Annotated in this window: 16 protein-coding genes; 5 read left to right on the top strand and 11 right to left on the bottom strand. The window is 33.1% G+C overall.

The window, feature by feature from the left end; translation table 11 throughout:
* Positions 1-57: 57 nt before the first annotated feature.
* The 9 genes from ACFVR2_RS14105 to queC all read right to left on the bottom strand — a co-directional run bounded on the left by ACFVR2_RS14105 (position 58) and on the right by queC (position 7,834).
* The gene (locus ACFVR2_RS14105; RefSeq protein WP_387362648.1) at positions 58-729 is read right to left on the bottom strand and encodes a YdeI/OmpD-associated family protein; all 672 of its coding nucleotides are present in this window, start codon (positions 727-729) and stop codon (positions 58-60) included.
* Between the two features lie 131 nt (positions 730-860).
* Complete coding sequence (locus tag ACFVR2_RS14100; RefSeq protein ID WP_387362646.1) at positions 861-2,804, bottom strand: FtsX-like permease family protein; 1,944 nt, start codon at positions 2,802-2,804, stop codon at positions 861-863.
* Positions 2,794-3,555, bottom strand: coding sequence for an ABC transporter ATP-binding protein (locus ACFVR2_RS14095; RefSeq protein WP_387362644.1), 762 nt, complete (start codon positions 3,553-3,555; stop codon positions 2,794-2,796). The genes ACFVR2_RS14100 and ACFVR2_RS14095 overlap by 11 nt, the downstream gene beginning before the upstream one ends.
* 104 nt (positions 3,556-3,659) lie before the next feature.
* Positions 3,660-4,664: a sensor histidine kinase gene (locus ACFVR2_RS14090; protein WP_387362642.1), complete on the bottom strand. Its 1,005-nt coding sequence runs from the start codon at positions 4,662-4,664 to the stop codon at positions 3,660-3,662.
* Positions 4,664-5,350: a response regulator transcription factor gene (locus tag ACFVR2_RS14085; protein ID WP_387362640.1), complete on the bottom strand. Its 687-nt coding sequence runs from the start codon at positions 5,348-5,350 to the stop codon at positions 4,664-4,666. The genes ACFVR2_RS14090 and ACFVR2_RS14085 overlap by 1 nt, the downstream gene beginning before the upstream one ends.
* A gap of 137 nt (positions 5,351-5,487) precedes the next feature.
* Positions 5,488-5,985, bottom strand: a complete 498-nt coding sequence (gene queF, locus ACFVR2_RS14080; RefSeq protein WP_056469085.1) for a preQ(1) synthase — start codon at positions 5,983-5,985, stop codon at positions 5,488-5,490.
* Between the two features lie 5 nt (positions 5,986-5,990).
* On the bottom strand, positions 5,991-6,707 hold the full coding sequence (gene queE / locus ACFVR2_RS14075) for a 7-carboxy-7-deazaguanine synthase QueE (RefSeq protein ID WP_387362638.1): 717 nt from the start codon (positions 6,705-6,707) through the stop codon (positions 5,991-5,993).
* On the bottom strand, positions 6,700-7,176 hold the full coding sequence (gene queD, locus ACFVR2_RS14070) for a 6-carboxytetrahydropterin synthase QueD (RefSeq protein WP_387362636.1): 477 nt from the start codon (positions 7,174-7,176) through the stop codon (positions 6,700-6,702). Before queD ends, queE begins: the two co-directional genes overlap by 8 nt.
* The gene (gene queC / locus ACFVR2_RS14065) at positions 7,169-7,834 is read right to left on the bottom strand and encodes a 7-cyano-7-deazaguanine synthase QueC (protein WP_331224284.1); all 666 of its coding nucleotides are present in this window, start codon (positions 7,832-7,834) and stop codon (positions 7,169-7,171) included. The genes queD and queC overlap by 8 nt, the downstream gene beginning before the upstream one ends.
* Positions 7,835-9,497: 1,663 nt before the next feature.
* Between queC and ACFVR2_RS14060 the strand changes: the two genes are divergently transcribed.
* Complete coding sequence (locus ACFVR2_RS14060) at positions 9,498-10,700, top strand: Alp7A family actin-like protein (RefSeq protein ID WP_387362634.1); 1,203 nt, start codon at positions 9,498-9,500, stop codon at positions 10,698-10,700.
* Between the two features lie 9 nt (positions 10,701-10,709).
* Positions 10,710-11,312, top strand: coding sequence for a hypothetical protein (locus ACFVR2_RS14055; protein ID WP_387362632.1), 603 nt, complete (start codon positions 10,710-10,712; stop codon positions 11,310-11,312).
* Between the two features lie 57 nt (positions 11,313-11,369).
* On the opposite strand, the gene ACFVR2_RS14050 is transcribed toward ACFVR2_RS14055, so the two are convergent.
* Together ACFVR2_RS14050 and ACFVR2_RS14045 are read right to left on the bottom strand one after the other, a co-directional pair.
* The gene (locus ACFVR2_RS14050; protein ID WP_387362630.1) at positions 11,370-12,278 is read right to left on the bottom strand and encodes an EamA family transporter; all 909 of its coding nucleotides are present in this window, start codon (positions 12,276-12,278) and stop codon (positions 11,370-11,372) included.
* Between the two features lie 264 nt (positions 12,279-12,542).
* Positions 12,543-13,361 (bottom strand): purine-nucleoside phosphorylase, encoded by an 819-nt coding sequence (locus tag ACFVR2_RS14045; RefSeq protein WP_387362628.1) that lies wholly within the window; start codon positions 13,359-13,361, stop codon positions 12,543-12,545.
* 243 nt (positions 13,362-13,604) lie between these two features.
* Between ACFVR2_RS14045 and ACFVR2_RS14040 the strand changes: the two genes are divergently transcribed.
* The 3 genes from ACFVR2_RS14040 (at position 13,605) to treC (ending at position 18,246) form a co-directional block, all read left to right on the top strand.
* Complete coding sequence (locus ACFVR2_RS14040) at positions 13,605-14,819, top strand: ROK family protein (protein ID WP_387362626.1); 1,215 nt, start codon at positions 13,605-13,607, stop codon at positions 14,817-14,819.
* A gap of 262 nt (positions 14,820-15,081) precedes the next feature.
* Positions 15,082-16,500 (top strand): PTS system trehalose-specific EIIBC component, encoded by a 1,419-nt coding sequence (gene treP / locus ACFVR2_RS14035; protein ID WP_387362623.1) that lies wholly within the window; start codon positions 15,082-15,084, stop codon positions 16,498-16,500.
* A gap of 69 nt (positions 16,501-16,569) precedes the next feature.
* Complete coding sequence (gene treC, locus ACFVR2_RS14030; RefSeq protein ID WP_387362621.1) at positions 16,570-18,246, top strand: alpha,alpha-phosphotrehalase; 1,677 nt, start codon at positions 16,570-16,572, stop codon at positions 18,244-18,246.
* Positions 18,247-18,249: the final 3 nt, after the last annotated feature.

The raw sequence follows: 18,249 nt of genomic DNA, 5'->3' as shown, positions 1-18,249 counted from the left end.
GAAAATCCACAAGGTCCTTGTGGATTTTTATGTTTTTTTATTATATTGGAATTAATCTTATTTTTGATCTCTTCGATATAAATCCAGCGTTTTATATCCAGCACCTAAGACCATTTTCATTTCTTCACGTCTTTTTGCTTTCGTTGCTTCTTGCTTAGCGCTGTAGACGTGTCGAGCCCAATCTTTACGATACCCAGGAGTTAGAGACTGATAGATCGTAAGTAATTCAGGAGAATCTTCTAAATCCTTCTCAACGTTTGGAATCATTTCGATATAATCATCTACACATTGACTTGCTTTCGCTGAGTTCGCAGCTTTTGTTTTTGATTCGTCCTTTAATCCAACAACTGTAAAGACGTCATCCAATCCAACCATGCGAGCAAATTTAATTGTACTTGAACCAATATAGCCGCTCTCATCTGCACCTAATCCTTCGAATAAATCATCACGATGAATATAAGTCGGATATACTTTGTTTCCTTTTTTAGGGTAGGCAATAAAAATATAGCCATTTTTATCTAAATAATGATTTCGGGTAATCTTTGTGACTAGTTCTTTAAGCGAGTCCATATCAAGAACAAAAGCAAATATTAGATCATAAGGATGGTTTAATAGATCCGTATCAAAATGTGGTAAATCTGCAAAATAATTTGCATCACTTGGCTGATTTAAAACGGTAGCTTTTTTATACTTTTTTAAGTTTAGTTTTTCAACAATCGTTTTCGTCATCCTGATCCACCTTTAAAGTAGTATGTATAAGGATATTATAAATCAAAATAAGTAAAAAAAATAATAGAAGCTAAAGAGAGAGCTTCTATTACTTATGAGACAGGAAGAGTAGGGAATAGAGATTATAAAGTTTAAAGAGCTTCTTTAATCACTTTTTTGTAATAAAGAACGGATAAAAGACCAAACACAGAGTATAAAATAGCATATAAAACCATCACGATAATCATAGGTGTCCAGACTTCAGTACCGAATATGAACCATCCAGATTGGACAGCAAAATAGCTATGAACCAGTCCGATTACTAATGGGATACCGAAATTAAACAATTGCTTAGAACGTATGCCTCTTAATAAGTCTCTACGGGAGAAACCTAGTTTACGTAAAATTGTATAATTTGGTTTTTCGTCTACACTTTCATCCATTTGTTTAAAGTACAAAATACATCCCGATGTCATTAAGAACGTTAGTCCTAAAAATCCGACGATGAACATAATAAGTCCCATATTTGCTTTCTGACTTTTAACGATTTCAAGTCGAGAAGCATTAGGATAATTCTTATCAAATTGATGGTCCATATAAATAGTATTTGCTTTTTCGATTAGTTTTTCATCACTTATATTAATTCCATTGTAGACAGTAGAATCTTTTTGAATTGATGAATCAAGATTCTGTTTTAACGTTTTAAACACTTGATCGTCTACTATGACAGTAGGAAATCCTCCATTTGTGAAGTAGGAAGGTATAATCTTTTCACGTTTTAATCCTAAATAGTTTAGTTTAAACTTTTTCTTGCTGCTAGTTAATTCAATATGCCCTGAATCCTTTAAGGTCATAAATTTTTGAAGCATATCATCGTATCCAGTAAATAACGCTTCATTTGAAGCAAGGTTTACTTTAACTGACTTTTCACTTACAACAGCAAGTGGAAACTTGTCTGCATCCTTCATCATGCCTTCTAACTCTTTATCGAGTATATTCTTTATATTTGCATTAACTTGAATAACCTCGGTGTGTGTTACTGTATATTTAATACCATTTTCATCTAGCGCAGATTTGAAAGTTTGTAAATCCTTCTTATTATTTAAGAAAAAATTAGCAGGGACGTGGCTCTCAGCTGTCTTTTCTGCAGAATAATAAGATATATAGCTTAAAGATAATAAGCCAATCGCTAGTGCTGAAACAGTTGTAATAATGGTTAGTAATAGAGCATTAGACTTCATTCTAAACATAATTGAAGATAAAGAGAGAACATCATTAATATTTAAATAGCCATTTTTCTTTTTACGAACTATATTTAAAATAAAACGAACAGAGCTTTTATATACTAAATAAGTTCCAATAATGACAGACGCTAAAATATAGATCATTGCTGAAAATAGTTGAATCATAGTAGTAAAATCACCATCAAATAGTTTTGATGATAAAAAATAACCTGAGATAATTAGTAAAATACCAAAAATTCCTATAGAAATTTCAAAAATAGACATTTTTTTAAGCTTTCCTTCAGTCGATGAGACTACTCGGAATAAAGATAAAATAGTTTGTCTTTTAATAAAAACGTAATTCATTAACATAATGAACGCGTAAATGACGACAAATACAATTAATGTCTGTACTAATGCTTGTGAAGAAAAATGTAAACTAGCAATTGCTTTAACTCCTACGATTTTATATAAAATCATAATGATCAGCCTTGAAATAGAAAAACCAACTAAGATACCAAGAACCAATGAACTAAAATAAAGAATACAATTTTCAACTGTTAAAATACCGAAGATCCTGTTTTTAGTCATTCCGATTAATTGAAACAAACCAATTTCTTTACTTCTTCTTTTTATAAAAATCATATTTGCATATAAAAGGAAAATCGAAACGATTGCGACAAGTAAAATCGACGCTGAGCGAATTGCAGCAGCTCCTTTGATTGAACCCTTTGTCGCTTCCATTGACGGGTCATACTGCAATGTAACAAATGAGAAGTATAAGGCAGCACTAAATATTAAAGCAAAAACATATAGATAATAGTTTTTTAAATTCTTTTTTAAATTTCGGAATATCAAATGATTAATGCTCATAGTGAACACCGCCTAATACACCTTGGGTCTTCATGATATCTTTAAAGAAATTCTGTCTCGTTTCATCGCCTTTGTGTAGTTGTGAATAGATTTGCCCATCTTTAATAAAGACAACTCGATTGCAAAAGCTTGCTGCTACCGGATCATGGGTAACCATTACAATTGTCGCGTTTCTTTTCTCATTTAGTTCGCTTAGTTTATTTAATAAATCTGAAGCAGATTTTGAATCTAATGCACCTGTAGGTTCATCTGCGAAAATAATACTAGGTTCATGAATAAATGCTCTAGCGGCTGAAGTACGCTGTTTTTGTCCCCCAGAGATTTCGTTAGGATACTTATCTTTTAATTCGTAAATACCAAGCTCTTTAGCAATTACATCAAACTTTTGATTGGCTTCACTTGGTGACGTTTTTGTTATTGATAAAGGTAGAAGAATATTTTCTTTTACAGTTAATGTGTCTAGTAAGTTGTATTCCTGGAAAATAAAGCCTAAATAGTATTTACGAAATTCTGCTAATTGTTTTTCTCGCATATCCGTTATATCTTTACCTTCAATTGCAATCGTTCCACTATTAATCTTATCGATCGAGGAAAGAACGTTTAGTAAAGTTGTTTTACCAGATCCAGATGGACCCATGATACTAACAAATTCACCTTTTTCGATGTTTATATTAATGCCACTTAACACTTCTTGTTTATTAAATTTATTTCCATAACTTTTATGAATTTTATTTGCTTCTAAAATAGTCAATTCATACACTCCCTTATTTTCATTCGATAAAATTAGTATAAATGGTTACCTAGACCGTTTCCTTTGATTAACCGAACAATAAACAAAAGCATGTGACAATTTTGTCACATGCTTGTTATTTTTACAAATTCATTTCGTTTAGGGAAAGCTAGCGTGAAAATTGAACCTTTATCTAACTCAGACTTTACTTGGAAAGTAATATGTAGGGACTGGGCAGCCTTCTTTGCTAAATATAACCCCATCCCAGTAGACGCATTGTCTTGATGCTGAATCGTAGAAGTAAATCCTTTTTCGAAAATTCGTGGCAAATCTTTTGAATGAATACCACGACCAAAGTCTTCAACTTCAAGAATCACTTGCTCATTAATTTGCTTACTTATAATTCGAATGTCTGAGGATGTACTATATTTCACTGCGTTTGTTAAAAGCTGTCGTAGTATATATGATAGCCATTTAGCATCACTGAATACTTCTAGCTCCTCTAATTCAATATCAAATCCAATCCCTTTATGTATACACCATGATTGCAAAGTTTTAATCTCTGGATAGATGACATCTTCAAGCTGAATTTTTTCTATATAAAGATCATTTTCAATAAAAGGTATTCTTTTTTGGTGAAGCTGTTGATCTAATAATAGGTGAATGCGTAGCCATTCATATGTTAAATTTGATTTCAACTTTTCATCCTTCATACGATCAATCATTAAGTGCATTGCTGTTAAAGGTGTTTTTACTTCATGGATCCATGATAGGAGCTCATCTTTTTCTTGCTCTAAATAAGTTTGATTTTGAATAGCTATTTTTTTTAATAAGCTTGTTTGATTCGTTAAGCTGTTTTCAACAATTTCTTCAAATGGACTATTTGAATCCTCAATTCCAGTCAAATCAAGGTTATCTTCACGTTCAACTAGACTTTTATAAAATTTTATTTCTTTAGGATATCGAATGACTAAAAAAATGATAAACAATAATAGTGATAGAAAGACAATGTAAAGTAGTGATTTTAAAGGAATTGACGAATCAATAAATGAAACAAATACAACGAGTACTTGTATTAGTAGAAAAAAAATTATCCAACTAAATCGCTCAATTAGAAATGTCTTAATCATTAGATCGCCTCTTCTAAAGCAATATATCCTTGACCAACCTTTGTTTCAATAAATTGTCCTAAGCCTATTTCATCTAGTCTTTTACGCAATCGATTTACGTTTACTGTTAAGGTGTTATCACTAATAAATCGCTTATCATCCCAAAGGGCATTTATTAATTCCTCACGACTTACGATTTTATTTTTTTGTTCAATTAGCAGTTTTAAAATATAGATTTCATTCTTTGTAAGTTCAATTGCACCATTTTCATTCGATACAGTATTTTTTTCATAGTCGACGGTTGCACCACACCAAGTTTTAAGAGCAATTTTTTCGGTATTATAATTATATACGCGTCTAAGAGTCGCCTGGATTTTCGCAATTAGCACATCAAAATGGAATGGCTTTTGAATAAAATCATCTGCTCCAAGCTGCATCGACATAACTATATCTGAAGGATGATCTCTTGAAGATAGAAAGATAATTGGTACATTTGAATGTGAACGAATCATACGACACCAGTGAAAACCATCGTATTTTGGTAGTTGTATATCAATGATGACTAAATCTGGTTTTATCTCTGTAAATTCTTGAATTACCTTACTAAAGTCTGTTATCCCATAAACCTCATAGGACCATCCTGATAGCCGATCTTTAATCTCAGTGAATAGAGAAGAATCATCTTCAATGAGTAATAGTTTAAACAAATGGTTGCACCACACTTCTTATTTACTTTCCATTAATTGTAAAATAAAAACAAATTAAGTGCCATAAACGAATATAGTATTTACCTGAATAAAAAAAAGTACACTGTATTTTATACAGTGCACTTTAAAGTGATTTTTTATCGATTATCTATCTTCTCAGGATATAAATCATGGTTCATCATACGATGTTCAGCCATTTTTTCGTATTTTGTACCTGGGCGACCATAGTTGCAATATGGGTCAATTGAAATTCCACCACGTGGAGTGAATTTTCCCCAAACTTCAATATATCGAGGATCCATTAATTTAATTAGATCATCCATAATAATATTCATACAATCTTCATGGAAGTCACCATGATTACGGAAGCTAAAGAAGTATAGTTTTAATGATTTACTTTCAACCATTTTCTTCTCAGGAATATAGCTTATATAAATTGTCGCAAAATCAGGTTGACCAGTTTTTGGACAAAGTGAAGTAAATTCAGGGAAATTAAATTTTACGAAATAATCACGATTTGGGTGAGTATTATCAAATGTTTCTAAGATTCCTGGATCATATTCAAATAAATATTTTGTGTTGTTGCTACCAAGTAATGATACTTCTTCTAGTGAACCTTTTGATCTGCCTACCATTTTGGTTAAACTCCTCTCTTATTTCCCCAAACAAATGCATGTAATTGAGGTAAAACTTTTACATTTTTAAAGACTTTTGATTTCATTGCTTCATCTATAAGCCATTCGTAACGATTTAACATGTATTGTAATAAAGTACCATCATCCGCATTTAGCCAACTATTTCCGACTTGTAAAAAGAACGGAACATGTGGGAATTTTTGATGAACAGTTTCCGCATAAGCTAAATCTTTTTCATCAAAAATAACAACTTTTAAGCAAAACTTTGGGTGGTTTTCTAAATTTTGAATAATGCTTCCTAGCATATCAAAATCAGTATTCATGCCGCTGCTAGGCGGTTTAGGCGATAAAGTAACTTCATCAATAGAAGGTAACCATGGTTGCCACTTACTACCTTGAGTTTCAAGAGCTAAAGTCATATTCTTTTCCTTTAAAAACTCAACTACAGGGCCTAAAGATGGAAGTAGGGCAGGGTTTCCACCAGAAATCGTAATATGAGAGAATGTATCGCCACCTAAATTCAATAAATTTTCCCAAACTTCTTCTGCGGTCATCCATTTTATATTTTCTTTTTCACTACCATCCCAAGTGAACGAAGAATCGCACCAACTACAAGAGTAATCACAACCTGCAGTACGAATAAACATTGTTTTTTGACCGATTGCCATACCTTCACCTTGTACAGTAGGTCCGAATATTTCAAGTACAGGAATTTTACTCATTGGTCATCCACTCCCTACGAGCTTCTGCATAGCTTGTAGGCGTTTCAAATAAACGGACAAACTCTACTCGAATATCTTGTGCAGGATTTGTTTCATTTTTAAGCGCATTTTCCATTTGCTCAAAAATCCAAACAACCATATTCTCTGCTGTTGTATTCATCAGAGGTAACATCTCATTTAGATAACGGTGATCTAAATAGATTTCAATTTTTTCTTTCCAAATCTGCTTAATATCACCAAAATCGATCACTAAGCCGATCTCATCAACAAAACCACTAATTCCAAAAATAACTTTATATGTGTGGCCATGTAAATTCTTGCATTTACCTTCATAGCAGTGTAAGTGATGTGCAGCATCAAATGTAAATTCTTTATTAACAAGAACTCGTTTATGGTGATATTTTAAGTCTTCTTTTTTAATATGCTCATCAATTTTGTGAAGTCTTTCTACGATGCGAAAATCAAACATGCTTTGCGGCTCCCTTCGATTGTAGGTAACGATCTAAACCAGCCTGACGAAGCTCACATGCCGGACATTCTCCACAACCATCAGAAATAATGCCGTTATAGCAAGTTAATGTTTTATTTTTAACATATTCAAATGCGCCTAAATCATCGGCTAATTTCCATGTGTCAGCTTTATCAATCCACATAAGTGGAGTATGAATAACAAATGGATAATCCATTGATAGATTAAGAGTGACATTTAATGATTTAACAAAGATATCTCGGCAGTCAGGGTATCCGCTAAAGTCTGTTTCACAAACACCAGTAATAATGTGCTTTGCGCCTTTTTGTTTAGCAAGTACTGCTGCAAAAGATAGGAATAATAAGTTACGTCCATCAACAAATGTAGAAGGAAGTTCGCCTTCTTCGTGCGTTATATCAATATCTGATCTTGTTAAAGCATTTGGTGCAAGCTGATTTAACAAGGACATATCAAGGATATGGTGAGGAATATTTAATTCCTTACAAATATCTGCAGCTACATCTAATTCTAGTTTATGGCGCTGATTGTAATTAAACGTAACAGCTTCAACTTCACCAAATTGTTGCATAGCCCAGAATAAACAAGTAGTACTGTCTTGGCCACCGCTAAATACAACGATTGCTTTTTCATTTTTCATATTTCTTCTCTCCTTTACTTGATTAAAAAGAAGAGGGCATCCCGAATAACAAAAATAAAAACAATACGACAAATATTGTTTTTCGCCTTATTTTTTTGTAGAGGGGAGTTTGCGACCTCTACCATAAGTAATAAAACTTATGGATTTTTTATTAAATTTTCTATCTATTAAATTGTACTAGAGAAGTACAATCATAATTCCCATTATAATCGTTTCATGTTAAAAGAACAAAAACTTTTGTAAGAAAGTAAAAAATTACATATATGATCGTGTCATCGTTGTATTTATTATTTTTTCGTTAGTTTAGATTGCAAGATTGGCTCTTTTTTTTTCAATACCTAGAAAAAGGAGAAGAAGTAAATTTTTAAAGGATTGATAGGACATTAATTGGCACACTGATATCACTTGAAGTGATAATTGAATATTAAGTAGAACTAGATTATTTCATTAATGAAAATAGAGGGGGGGCAAAAGTTCTACATATTACTTGCTATGCAATAGGAGTATGTAGTTTGTATTGATTTAGATGTTACTTTAGCGACTGAATCTGCACAGTAACTTATTTATTATTTTCTACATAGAGGGGTAGGATTGACGCCGTAACCTGAAATCCAAGAATTAGAAATTACTATACTACTTAGTAGATTATTCTTCTATTACTTGAGGCTATATAAGGAATCCAACAGAATGCTGGGAAAATTTATGACTGACCAGTCGTAGTCATGGCATTTCAGAAAAAAGCACTTGTCGATGTAGGATTAAGGGATCTAAAAGGAATTTAGAATCAGGGAATTTGATGGGAGGTGAAAAAGAGATAATTAAATGATATTGGCAATTATTAATGAACAATCAACATAGAGGAAATTTGCCAATCTATTATTAGTGGCTTGGAAGTATTGCATAATTGTAATAGCTTTTTTTAAGAGTTCGCTAATAAATTACAATAATCGATATATAAATATAGTAAAATCCAGCTTCAAAATGACAGATCATAACATACATTTTTTATTTTATTAGTAATCCTTTTTTGTGGGGGTCTTATTTAATAATTTACAACAAAAGGGGACCTATTCTATTTAAAGCTTATGCATAAAGAGGATTACAATAAATTACAGGATTCAAAAGGGATAATCTTTGAAGATAATCCTATTCAAGAGTTTGTAATCATAATAAAAATAAGTAATCCACATGTGGATATTTTTAATTAAGAGACTTATCCACATACTGACAGGTAGAAGCCATCTGCCTGTTTTTTAATTTTCTGAGGAAAACTGATCTAAAGGGAGTTGTACACATATTTGTACACAAGAATACATTTTGTAAACAGTTGTACACGATAAAGTTTACTTGTACACAAAACGTAAACCTTTTATTTACAGGTAGGAAACAGTTGTCCTGAAATTAATTCTAGAATGAAAAAGGGAATGTATACACTTTCGTATACAAGTACACGTTTTTGTAAACATTTGTATACATTTTTGTACACATGTATACAGAATTGTGTACATGTGTATGTGTTTACATTTTTGTATACAAGATGACAATTCAGTTACATTTTTATAATAGTTCAGTATGGGACATTGACCGGATGGATAAAGTTAGATAATCTTAAATCAGAATTATCTATTAATATGTAAACCTATTAACGAAAGGGATGATTTAGGTGGTAAATGCTCGTATAGCTGCTATTGATGTAGGAAACGATTCACTCAAAGGAATTTTTGGGAAGATGGAATCTGAGATTAATATTCCTAATATTATTGCAAGGGATACAGAAGATCGTCCAATCATTGGGATTGAAGAATTAGACAACCAAGATCCAGTTGATGGAATACATATTCGCGTTCACTCTCCTACTTTAAAAGAGAATAATACAGTTTATCGTGTAGGAAATTTAGCAACTAAAAGTGGAAATGCAACAGAACTAGATCCTGGGAGTAATAAGTCTGAAGAGGATCAAACACTTATTATGTTATTTGCAGCTTTAGCGTTAGATGCAGCTAGAGAAGATAATAAACAAATTGTAAAGAACTCTAATAATGTAATTGAGGCAACATACGTATTAGGAACTGGTCTTCCACTTAGAGAAGTAAAAGAAGGAAAAGACGTTGGTTATCGTTCACGATTACTAGGCTCAGTTCACCAAGTAGAGTTTTTAGTAACACCTAGACATCAAGGATTAAAAGTTAATATTAAATTTGAAGAAGTTAAAGTTTATCCTGAAGGATTTGCTGCTTTTATTAACTTAGTTATGGACAATCATTTAAACATAATTAATAAAGACCTTATAGATAAAAAAATCCTTATTCAAGACATCGGAGGATTATCAACTGATATTGCGGTCATTAGGAATCGAAAGGTAGATGACGATAAAGCTCAAGGTTTTAATCTTGGCGTGGCAGAGTCCCTAGAAGCAATTCGTGAAGAGATTCGTTCTAGACATGGAGTTGAACTTGATAGCCGAAGAGATGTTGTAGAGATCATTACAAAGAAAAGTGATCGAAATCATATTATGGTTAAGGGTAGTCGGACAAGCGTTCATGATATTGTAGACCGAATTCTGTTAGAATTAGCAAAAAAACAATATCGCCATTTAAGAAATATTTGGCAGAAGAACTCACAAACTGAAATATGCTATTTCATTGGTGGAGGATCGCTAATCTTAAAAGAATATCTTAAGACACTTAATAATAACCTAGATGGTTATAATATTGATTTCTTTGAGGATGAGAAGGAAAGTATCTGGATGATGGCGAATGCTTATTATAAGCTAATTGCTGATTTTGAATTAAAAAGAGTAAGAGAATCTAGAAGAGAAATACAACAAGCTGAAAAAGAAGAACAAAAAATGTCTAAAGCAAAATAAGGTGATTCCATGAAGGAGAAAGAATTGACGAGGGGACAACCTATTACATTTCGTATCCCTTCTGATACGCCTGATCAAATCATAAAACATTTGCAGCAGCTTAAACAAAGCGAAAGGCGGAACTTTTCAAGTAAGATTGCTGAGTACGTATTAAGCGGAGTTAATGACTCATTATCAAAGCAAAGGCAAACAATAACGATTCCACTTCCGAAAAGCCTAGATAAAGCTCAAAGAGATTGGTTAAAACATGAACATTCTGAGGCACTATTAGGTAGTATTGTGTATCAACTATTATCCAACCCAATTCGAACTGCTTCTCTTATTACATCGCTAAATAGTAATAGTCTAGCAATTGAAGAAGCTCTATATCTTCAAGAAGAAATGAATGAGCTAGAGCCAGAATTGGAACCTGTTCATTCAGAAATTCGTACAAGCGAACGGAATGTAACCAACTTAGATAATAGAGGAAAAATAGCTGATCTTGATGATGATTTAGAAAACTTTAACTGGGAAGTTGCAAGCAAAAGCGAAATCTCTGCAGCTAAAGAAGAAATTGAAGAGGAAGATATGGATAGTCTACTCGGAGATTTTCTTGCACAAATGAATAAATAAGAATGCATAGAAGGGACCGAATAATAACACGGTCCCTTTGTTCATTTTAAAATAATTTTATGCTGATTGAAGTGACTTTCTTTTAAGGAATTCAGGTAAAATGATACCGATTAAAATTAAAATGATACCAAAATATTGTGGAGCTCCAACCGTTTCATTTAATACAATCGCTGACATTAACGTAGCTGTCGGTAACTCTGCTGCCCCTAAAATAGAGGCAAGACCAGAACCGGTTAAAGGAACGCCTTTTGAAAACATTAAAGTAGAGAAAAATGGACCTAGAAAGCCAAGGATCAGCCCGTACTTTAATGAAAGTTCTGCAAATAAGTGCCAATTTGTGAAAAATGTAGGTGGGAGGAAGATAGCACAAATTATAAAACCACCTGTTATCATTAATGCCGTTTTTGTGATAGGGTTGGCTTTTAAAGCGATTCTACCACTAAGTAAGATAAAAGTACTGTATGAAACTGCGGACAACGCCCCAAATAAAACTCCTAACAAATTCAATGAACCAAGTCCATCTGTTAAAGCATTTGTTGCAAAGATTGTTCCAATAACAAGTGGAATCAATGAAAGTAATTTACTTTTTTCTGGAAGTTTTCGATTGACTATCGATTCTAATAAAACGCCAATCCAGGTGAACTGGAACAACAGCACAATCGCTAATGATGCAGTAATATATTGTAACGCCAAATAATAAAACATTCCCGTTAAGCCAGTGGTAGACCCTAATACTACAAGCAATAAAACATCCTTCTTTGTAGGTTTTAAATATTGTTGTTTATTTGACTTAGCGGATCTACTTTTATTAAAAAGTACAATGGACCATAACAATATAGCCCCAACAAACATTTGAATACCGACTACATCATTTACAATAAAACCATCACCATAAGCCAATTTTACAAAGGTAGACAAAACGCCATAACAAACAGAACCGATAATGATATATAGTATGCCTTTCAAAATAACACCCCGTTTAATAAAAAGAAGTAAAGAGGGAAAACCTCTTTACTTATATCTAATTTCATATTTTGTTACTGACTAGTTGAGCGAGATATTTCTCCGGTAATACTCTTTCCAGAGCCACTCAAAAGCTTTCCCATTGTCTAGCTCCAGGCGTTAGCCCCTCGAGGTCATAAGCCGAAGCTCAATAAAGGTAAAAACCAACCTTTATCGTTCTTCGTCTTATGCTTGTCGGGGCTGATCAAACGCCTTCCGCATTTCGAATTATATTTCTTCTAAAATGCCCTTAACTAAGTTAACGAATTTTGTTCTAACCATGCTTGCTACTTCGATTACTTCTTCGTGGTTTAATGGTTGGTCCAGGATGCCACAAGCCATGTTTGTTAGGCAAGAGATACCTAAAACTTTCATGCTTCCGTGAACAGCTACGATTGCTTCAGGAACCGTTGACATTCCTACAGAATCAGCACCAAGTGTACGGATCATACGGATTTCAGCAGGTGTTTCGTATGAAGGGCCACTCCACCAAGCATATACACCTTGTTGTAATTTAAGATCTTGTTTCGCAGCAATATTTAATGCAAGGCTACGTAATTTTTTGTTATATACTTCAGAAACATCAGGGAAGCGAGTTCCTAGTTCTGGGTTATTTGGTCCAATTAAAGGATTTGTTCCTACTAAATTAATATGATCAGTAATTAACATTAAATCACCAGGATTAAAGCTAGTGTTAACAGCGCCACAAGCATTTGTTACGATTAATTTTTCTACTCCAAGTGCTTTCATTACACGCACAGGGAATGTTACTTCATCTAAAGTAAAGCCTTCATAATAATGGAAACGGCCTTTCATTGCTACGACAGCTTGGCCTTTTAATTCACCGATTACTAATTCATTTGCATGTCCAACTGCTTCAGACTTTGCAAAGTGAGGAATTTCACTGTAAGGAATTACAACAGAGTTTTCGATTTCATCTGCAAGAGTACCTAAGCCAGAACCTAATATTAATCCAACTGTTGGACGGTAGTTTGTTTTACTTAATATAAAATCTCTTGTTTCTAAAATATGTTCAGTTTTATGCATTTATTTTTCCTCCTAAAATGACCGATAGGGATTGTAATAAGAATTCTACTAAATAATAATGCTTTCACCATAAGTCTAATGGATAATTCCTTACTTGTAAACAGACTAAAAATCATTTTGGTAAAAAGTTTATTCCTTTTTACTAAAAACGCTGTAAATATAGCGTATAAATAGCTATACTTAATTCATAAAATATAAAAAGATAAATGAATGTAAAATAAGATTAGCGTTTTGGAGGAGTCAATGATCAGGCAATTTATAGGCCATCAGTCGCCTAAAATCAAAAGTTTAAAGCTTTTATATAGCTTAATACGAAAATTAGGGCCAATTAAAGTTAGTTCATTAACTGAAATGACAGGGTATAAACATACTACATGTGTCCGGTTATTAGATGAATTAGTACAGGAAGGACTTATATATGACAGTGGTTTAGGGGTTTCTAGCGGTGGAAGGAGACCAGCAATGTATGTGATTAACCCAACTGCATTCTACTTAATCGGTGTCGAAATCACGAATTTATTTACAACGGTACTACTGCTTGACTTAAATCTAACAATTGTCGATTCAAAAAAATTAAAAATGAGCAATGTGAGTACTGGAGAATATACTTTAAATTTTGTAACGAAAAGTGTAAGTGAATTATTAGATCAAAATAATATTAATAGAGAACAATTATTAGGTATTGGTATTGGGGTGTTAGACCCAATTGATCAAGAAAAAGGTGTAATGATTAAATCGGGATCATTTTTAGCAGATGGATGGGAGGAATTAAATATTGTTAAGCACTTAGAAGAAGCTAATCAGTGTCCGGTGCTACTAAATAACGGTACAAATTTAGCTGCCTTAGCAGAGTACAGGCTAAATTTCAGTAAAGAAAACGAAAATATTGTTTTTGTTTCGAGCGATATGGGAATACGTTGTGGAATTATTCAACAAGGTAAATTAATAAGCAATAAGAACGAGATGGACGATGCTTTTGGACATATGATTGTTGATGTTCATGGAAAACTTTGTTCATGTGGTTCATATGGGTGTCTACAAGCGTACAGTAGTTTACCTGCGATTCGAGAAGAGGTTATCAAACGTGTTAAGCGCGGTGAGATGACTTCTTTGATGGGTGAATTAAACGATGTCGAAAATATTAGCTATCATCAAATTCTTGAAGCTTTAGAGAAGGAAGACCCACTTTGTTTAGAAGTCATAAAAGAGGCTGCTAATTACTTTGGAATTGGACTGACTAATCTTATTTATATCGTACGCCCTGATATTGTAATTTGTGGAGGTACACTAGTTCCAAAGCCATTATTCTTTGATATAGCATGCGAAACAGCACAAGGAAGATTGAAAAATTACCCAAACAGTCCCGTTCAAATCATTAAATCATCAACAGCGTATAATATCGTTGCACAAGGTGCAGGCTGTATCGTATTTGATCACTTTACAGAGGAAACTATGTAATTAAAGCTAAAAACCGTTAATTCTCTACCTGGGAACAGATAGAGGTTAACGGTTTTTTTTATGACTTTTTTTGTTTCAATAAATGGTGATAAAAGAATTTATTAGTAAACTGATTTGCAATTTCCATGGAAATTAACAAGAAGTGAGAACGTTTACAAAAAACGCTTGCAATCCTGTACGTACAAGAATATACTAATCTTGTACGTACAGGGTGAATTTGAAATTATAAGATAAATAATAGATTGCTCAAGGAGGGGATATCATGAGCCGATTTAGTGATGAAGCAAAACAATTACTTAAGTATATTGGTGGTAAAGAAAACATCGCTACCGTAACTCATTGTGCAACACGAATGCGTTTTGTGCTGATAGATGTTAAAAAAGCTGATGAAAAAATGATACAAGAAATTAAAATAGTTAAAGGTACTTTTACGCAAGCTGGACAATTTCAAGTAATTATCGGTAATGAAGTATCTATTTTTTATAATGATTTTGTAAAATTAGCTGGGGTAGAGGAAACCTCAAAAGAAGAAGTTAAAATAGCTGCAAGGCAAAATATGACATGGATTCAAAGGATACTTGCTCACTTAGCGGAAATCTTTTCACCATTAATTCCAGCCATTGTTGTAGGGGGTCTGATCTTAGGATTCCGTAACATAATTGGGGATATTAAACTACTAGACCATGGTACAAAAACGCTTGTCGAAACCTCTCAATTTTGGGCAGGTACGCATTCTTTTTTATGGTTGATCGGTGAAGCTATTTTTCATTTCTTACCAGTCGGTATTACATGGTCAATTACAAAGAAAATGGGTACAACTCAAATTCTAGGGATTGTTTTAGGTATTACACTTGTTTCACCACAGCTACTAAATGCATACGCAGTAGCGGGTGGGGCTGTACCACCAGTTTGGGACTTTGGTTTTGCTAAAATCGATATGATTGGTTATCAAGCGCAAGTTATTCCAGCTATTTTAGCCGGTTTCACTTTAGCGTTTTTAGAGACAAATATTCGAAAAATCGTTCCAAGTGCAATTTCAATGATTGTAGTACCGTTCTTTGCACTAGTACCAACAGTTTTAATTGCACATGTAGTATTAGGTCCGATCGGTTGGAAAATCGGTTCAGCTATCTCACATTTAGTATATTCAGGATTAACGTCTTCATTTGGATGGCTATTTGCCTTAGTTTTTGGATTCTTTTATGCACCACTAGTTATAACTGGATTGCATCATATGACTAATGCAATCGATCTTCAACTAATGAGTCAGCTTAATGGAACAAATCTGTGGCCGATGATCGCTTTATCAAATATCGCACAAGGCTCAGCTGTTTTAGCAATCATTTATTTGAATAGAAAGAATGAAGAAGAAAAGCAAGTATCAATTCCTGCTGCGATCTCTTGTTTCTTAGGAGTAACAGAGCCAGCAATGTTTGGTATTAACTTAAAGTATGCTTATCCATTCTTAGCTGCTATGATCGGCTCTGGTATAGCTGCTATTGTTTCAGTTGGTTCAGGTGTAATGGCGAATTCAATTGGTGTTGGAGGCCTTCCAGCAATTTTATCTATTCAACCTAAACATATCGGAATGTTTTCAATCGCTATGCTAGTTGCTGTCGTTGTCCCATTCATTTTAACGATTATCTTTAACAAGAAAAAACTGCTAGTGAAAAACTCATAATTATTTAAGGGGAAGGAAAACTATTTTCCTTCCTTTCGAATTTATTTATAAATCAAGGAGATTATCAAAATGAAGGATTTTAAGAACAGTGTCGTATACCAAATTTATCCTAAGTCTTTTTATGATTCGAATGGAGATGGTTTTGGAGACTTAAGAGGAGTTACAAAAAAGCTTGATTATTTAAAAGAATTAGGTGTTGACTACATTTGGCTTACTCCATTTTATGTATCTCCTCAAAATGATAATGGTTATGATGTAGCAGATTATCGAAAAATTGACCCAGCATACGGAACAATGGAAGATTTTGATGAATTGGTGAAGGCTGCGAAACGTTGTGATATAGAAATAATGCTGGATATGGTTTTTAATCATACTTCATCAGAACATGAGTGGTTTAAGAAAGCTCTTGATGGAGATGAAAAATATAAAAATTACTATGTTTTTAGGAAAGAAAAGGACGGAAAAGAGCCAACGAATTGGATTTCCAAATTTGGTGGTTCAACTTGGGAAAAAATTGAGAATTCGAATGAATATTATTTACATCTCTTCGATAAAACCCAACCGGATTTAAACTGGGAAAATTATGAGGTACAAAACGAAATTTTTGATATCGTAAATTTCTGGATTGATAAAGGAGTAAAAGGATTTCGTTTGGATGTAATTAATCTGATTTCTAAGCCAGATGTTATGGTTGACGACGAAATAGGTGACGGCAGAAAATACTATACTGACGGACCTAGAATTCATGAGTATTTAAAGAGGTTAAACAATGAGACATTTGGTAAGAGTGAAGAAATCATTACTGTTGGTGAAATGTCTTCAACTTCAATCGACCATTGTATTCGATACTCAAATCCGTCTGAGAATGAGTTATCGATGGTTTTTAGCTTCCATCATTTAAAAATTGACTATAAGGATGGACAAAAGTGGTCATTAATGGATTTTGATTTTATGTCACTTAAGTCAATTCTGGATCAGTGGCAAAAAGGTATGCAAACTGGAAATGGATGGAACGCCTTATTTTGGTGTAACCATGACCAACCGCGTATTGTTTCACGAATTGGAAACGATCAAAAATATCATAAAGAATCAGCCAAAATGCTTGCTACTACCATGCATTTATTAAGGGGAACTCCATATATTTACCAAGGTGAAGAAATTGGAATGCCTAATCCTAAATTTGATGCAATTGAAGACTATCGAGATGTAGAAAGCTTAAATTATTATAAAATATTAAAGGGAAATGGGGTACCAAAAAGAGAAATATTAGCCATTTTAAAGAGCAAATCAAGGGACAATTCTCGTACGCCTATGCAATGGAATGATTCAATTCATGCAGGATTCACAACCGGAACACCTTGGATTTCAACAGGAAAAGATTACGAGCAAATAAATGTTGAAAAGTCTCTAGTTGATGAAGATTCAGTGTTTCATCATTATAAAAAACTAATTAATTTAAGAAAAGAATTCGACATTATTTCGACAGGTACGTATGATTCTTTATTACTAAATCATGAACAAATTTTTGCATACACTCGTAAGCTGGGTAATCAAATGTTGTTAGTCGTTAATAATTTTTATGGCGAGGATGCTCTTTTTAAATTACCAGAAGATATTGCTATTGGGGAGTATAACAAGCAGATATTAATTTCAAATTATAGTGATTCTAGTCAGGATTTAACCGAATTTACGTTGCGTCCATATGAGTCTATTTGTTACCTTCTTGAGAAAAATGTGAGAATATAATAA

The sequence above is a fragment of the Gottfriedia sp. NPDC057991 genome, assembly GCF_042886615.1.
Lineage (GTDB): Bacteria > Bacillota > Bacilli > Bacillales > Bacillaceae_G > Gottfriedia.
The sequence above is the reverse complement of the archived record's forward strand: the minus strand, read 5'-3'. Positions and strand labels throughout refer to the sequence as shown.

Coding starts and splice junctions, on each gene's coding strand:
- ACFVR2_RS14105 (WP_387362648.1), bottom strand. CDS start 729: ATGACGAAAACGATTGTTGAAAAACTAAACTTAAAAAAGTATAAAAAA.
- ACFVR2_RS14100 (WP_387362646.1), bottom strand. CDS start 2,804: ATGAGCATTAATCATTTGATATTCCGAAATTTAAAAAAGAATTTAAAA.
- ACFVR2_RS14090 (WP_387362642.1), bottom strand. CDS start 4,664: ATGATTAAGACATTTCTAATTGAGCGATTTAGTTGGATAATTTTTTTT.
- queF (WP_056469085.1), bottom strand. CDS start 5,985: ATGGTAGGCAGATCAAAAGGTTCACTAGAAGAAGTATCATTACTTGGT.
- queE (WP_387362638.1), bottom strand. CDS start 6,707: ATGAGTAAAATTCCTGTACTTGAAATATTCGGACCTACTGTACAAGGT.
- queD (WP_387362636.1), bottom strand. CDS start 7,176: ATGTTTGATTTTCGCATCGTAGAAAGACTTCACAAAATTGATGAGCAT.
- queC (WP_331224284.1), bottom strand. CDS start 7,834: ATGAAAAATGAAAAAGCAATCGTTGTATTTAGCGGTGGCCAAGACAGT.
- ACFVR2_RS14055 (WP_387362632.1), top strand. CDS start 10,710: ATGAAGGAGAAAGAATTGACGAGGGGACAACCTATTACATTTCGTATC.
- ACFVR2_RS14045 (WP_387362628.1), bottom strand. CDS start 13,361: ATGCATAAAACTGAACATATTTTAGAAACAAGAGATTTTATATTAAGT.
- ACFVR2_RS14040 (WP_387362626.1), top strand. CDS start 13,605: ATGATCAGGCAATTTATAGGCCATCAGTCGCCTAAAATCAAAAGTTTA.
- treP (WP_387362623.1), top strand. CDS start 15,082: ATGAGCCGATTTAGTGATGAAGCAAAACAATTACTTAAGTATATTGGT.
- treC (WP_387362621.1), top strand. CDS start 16,570: ATGAAGGATTTTAAGAACAGTGTCGTATACCAAATTTATCCTAAGTCT.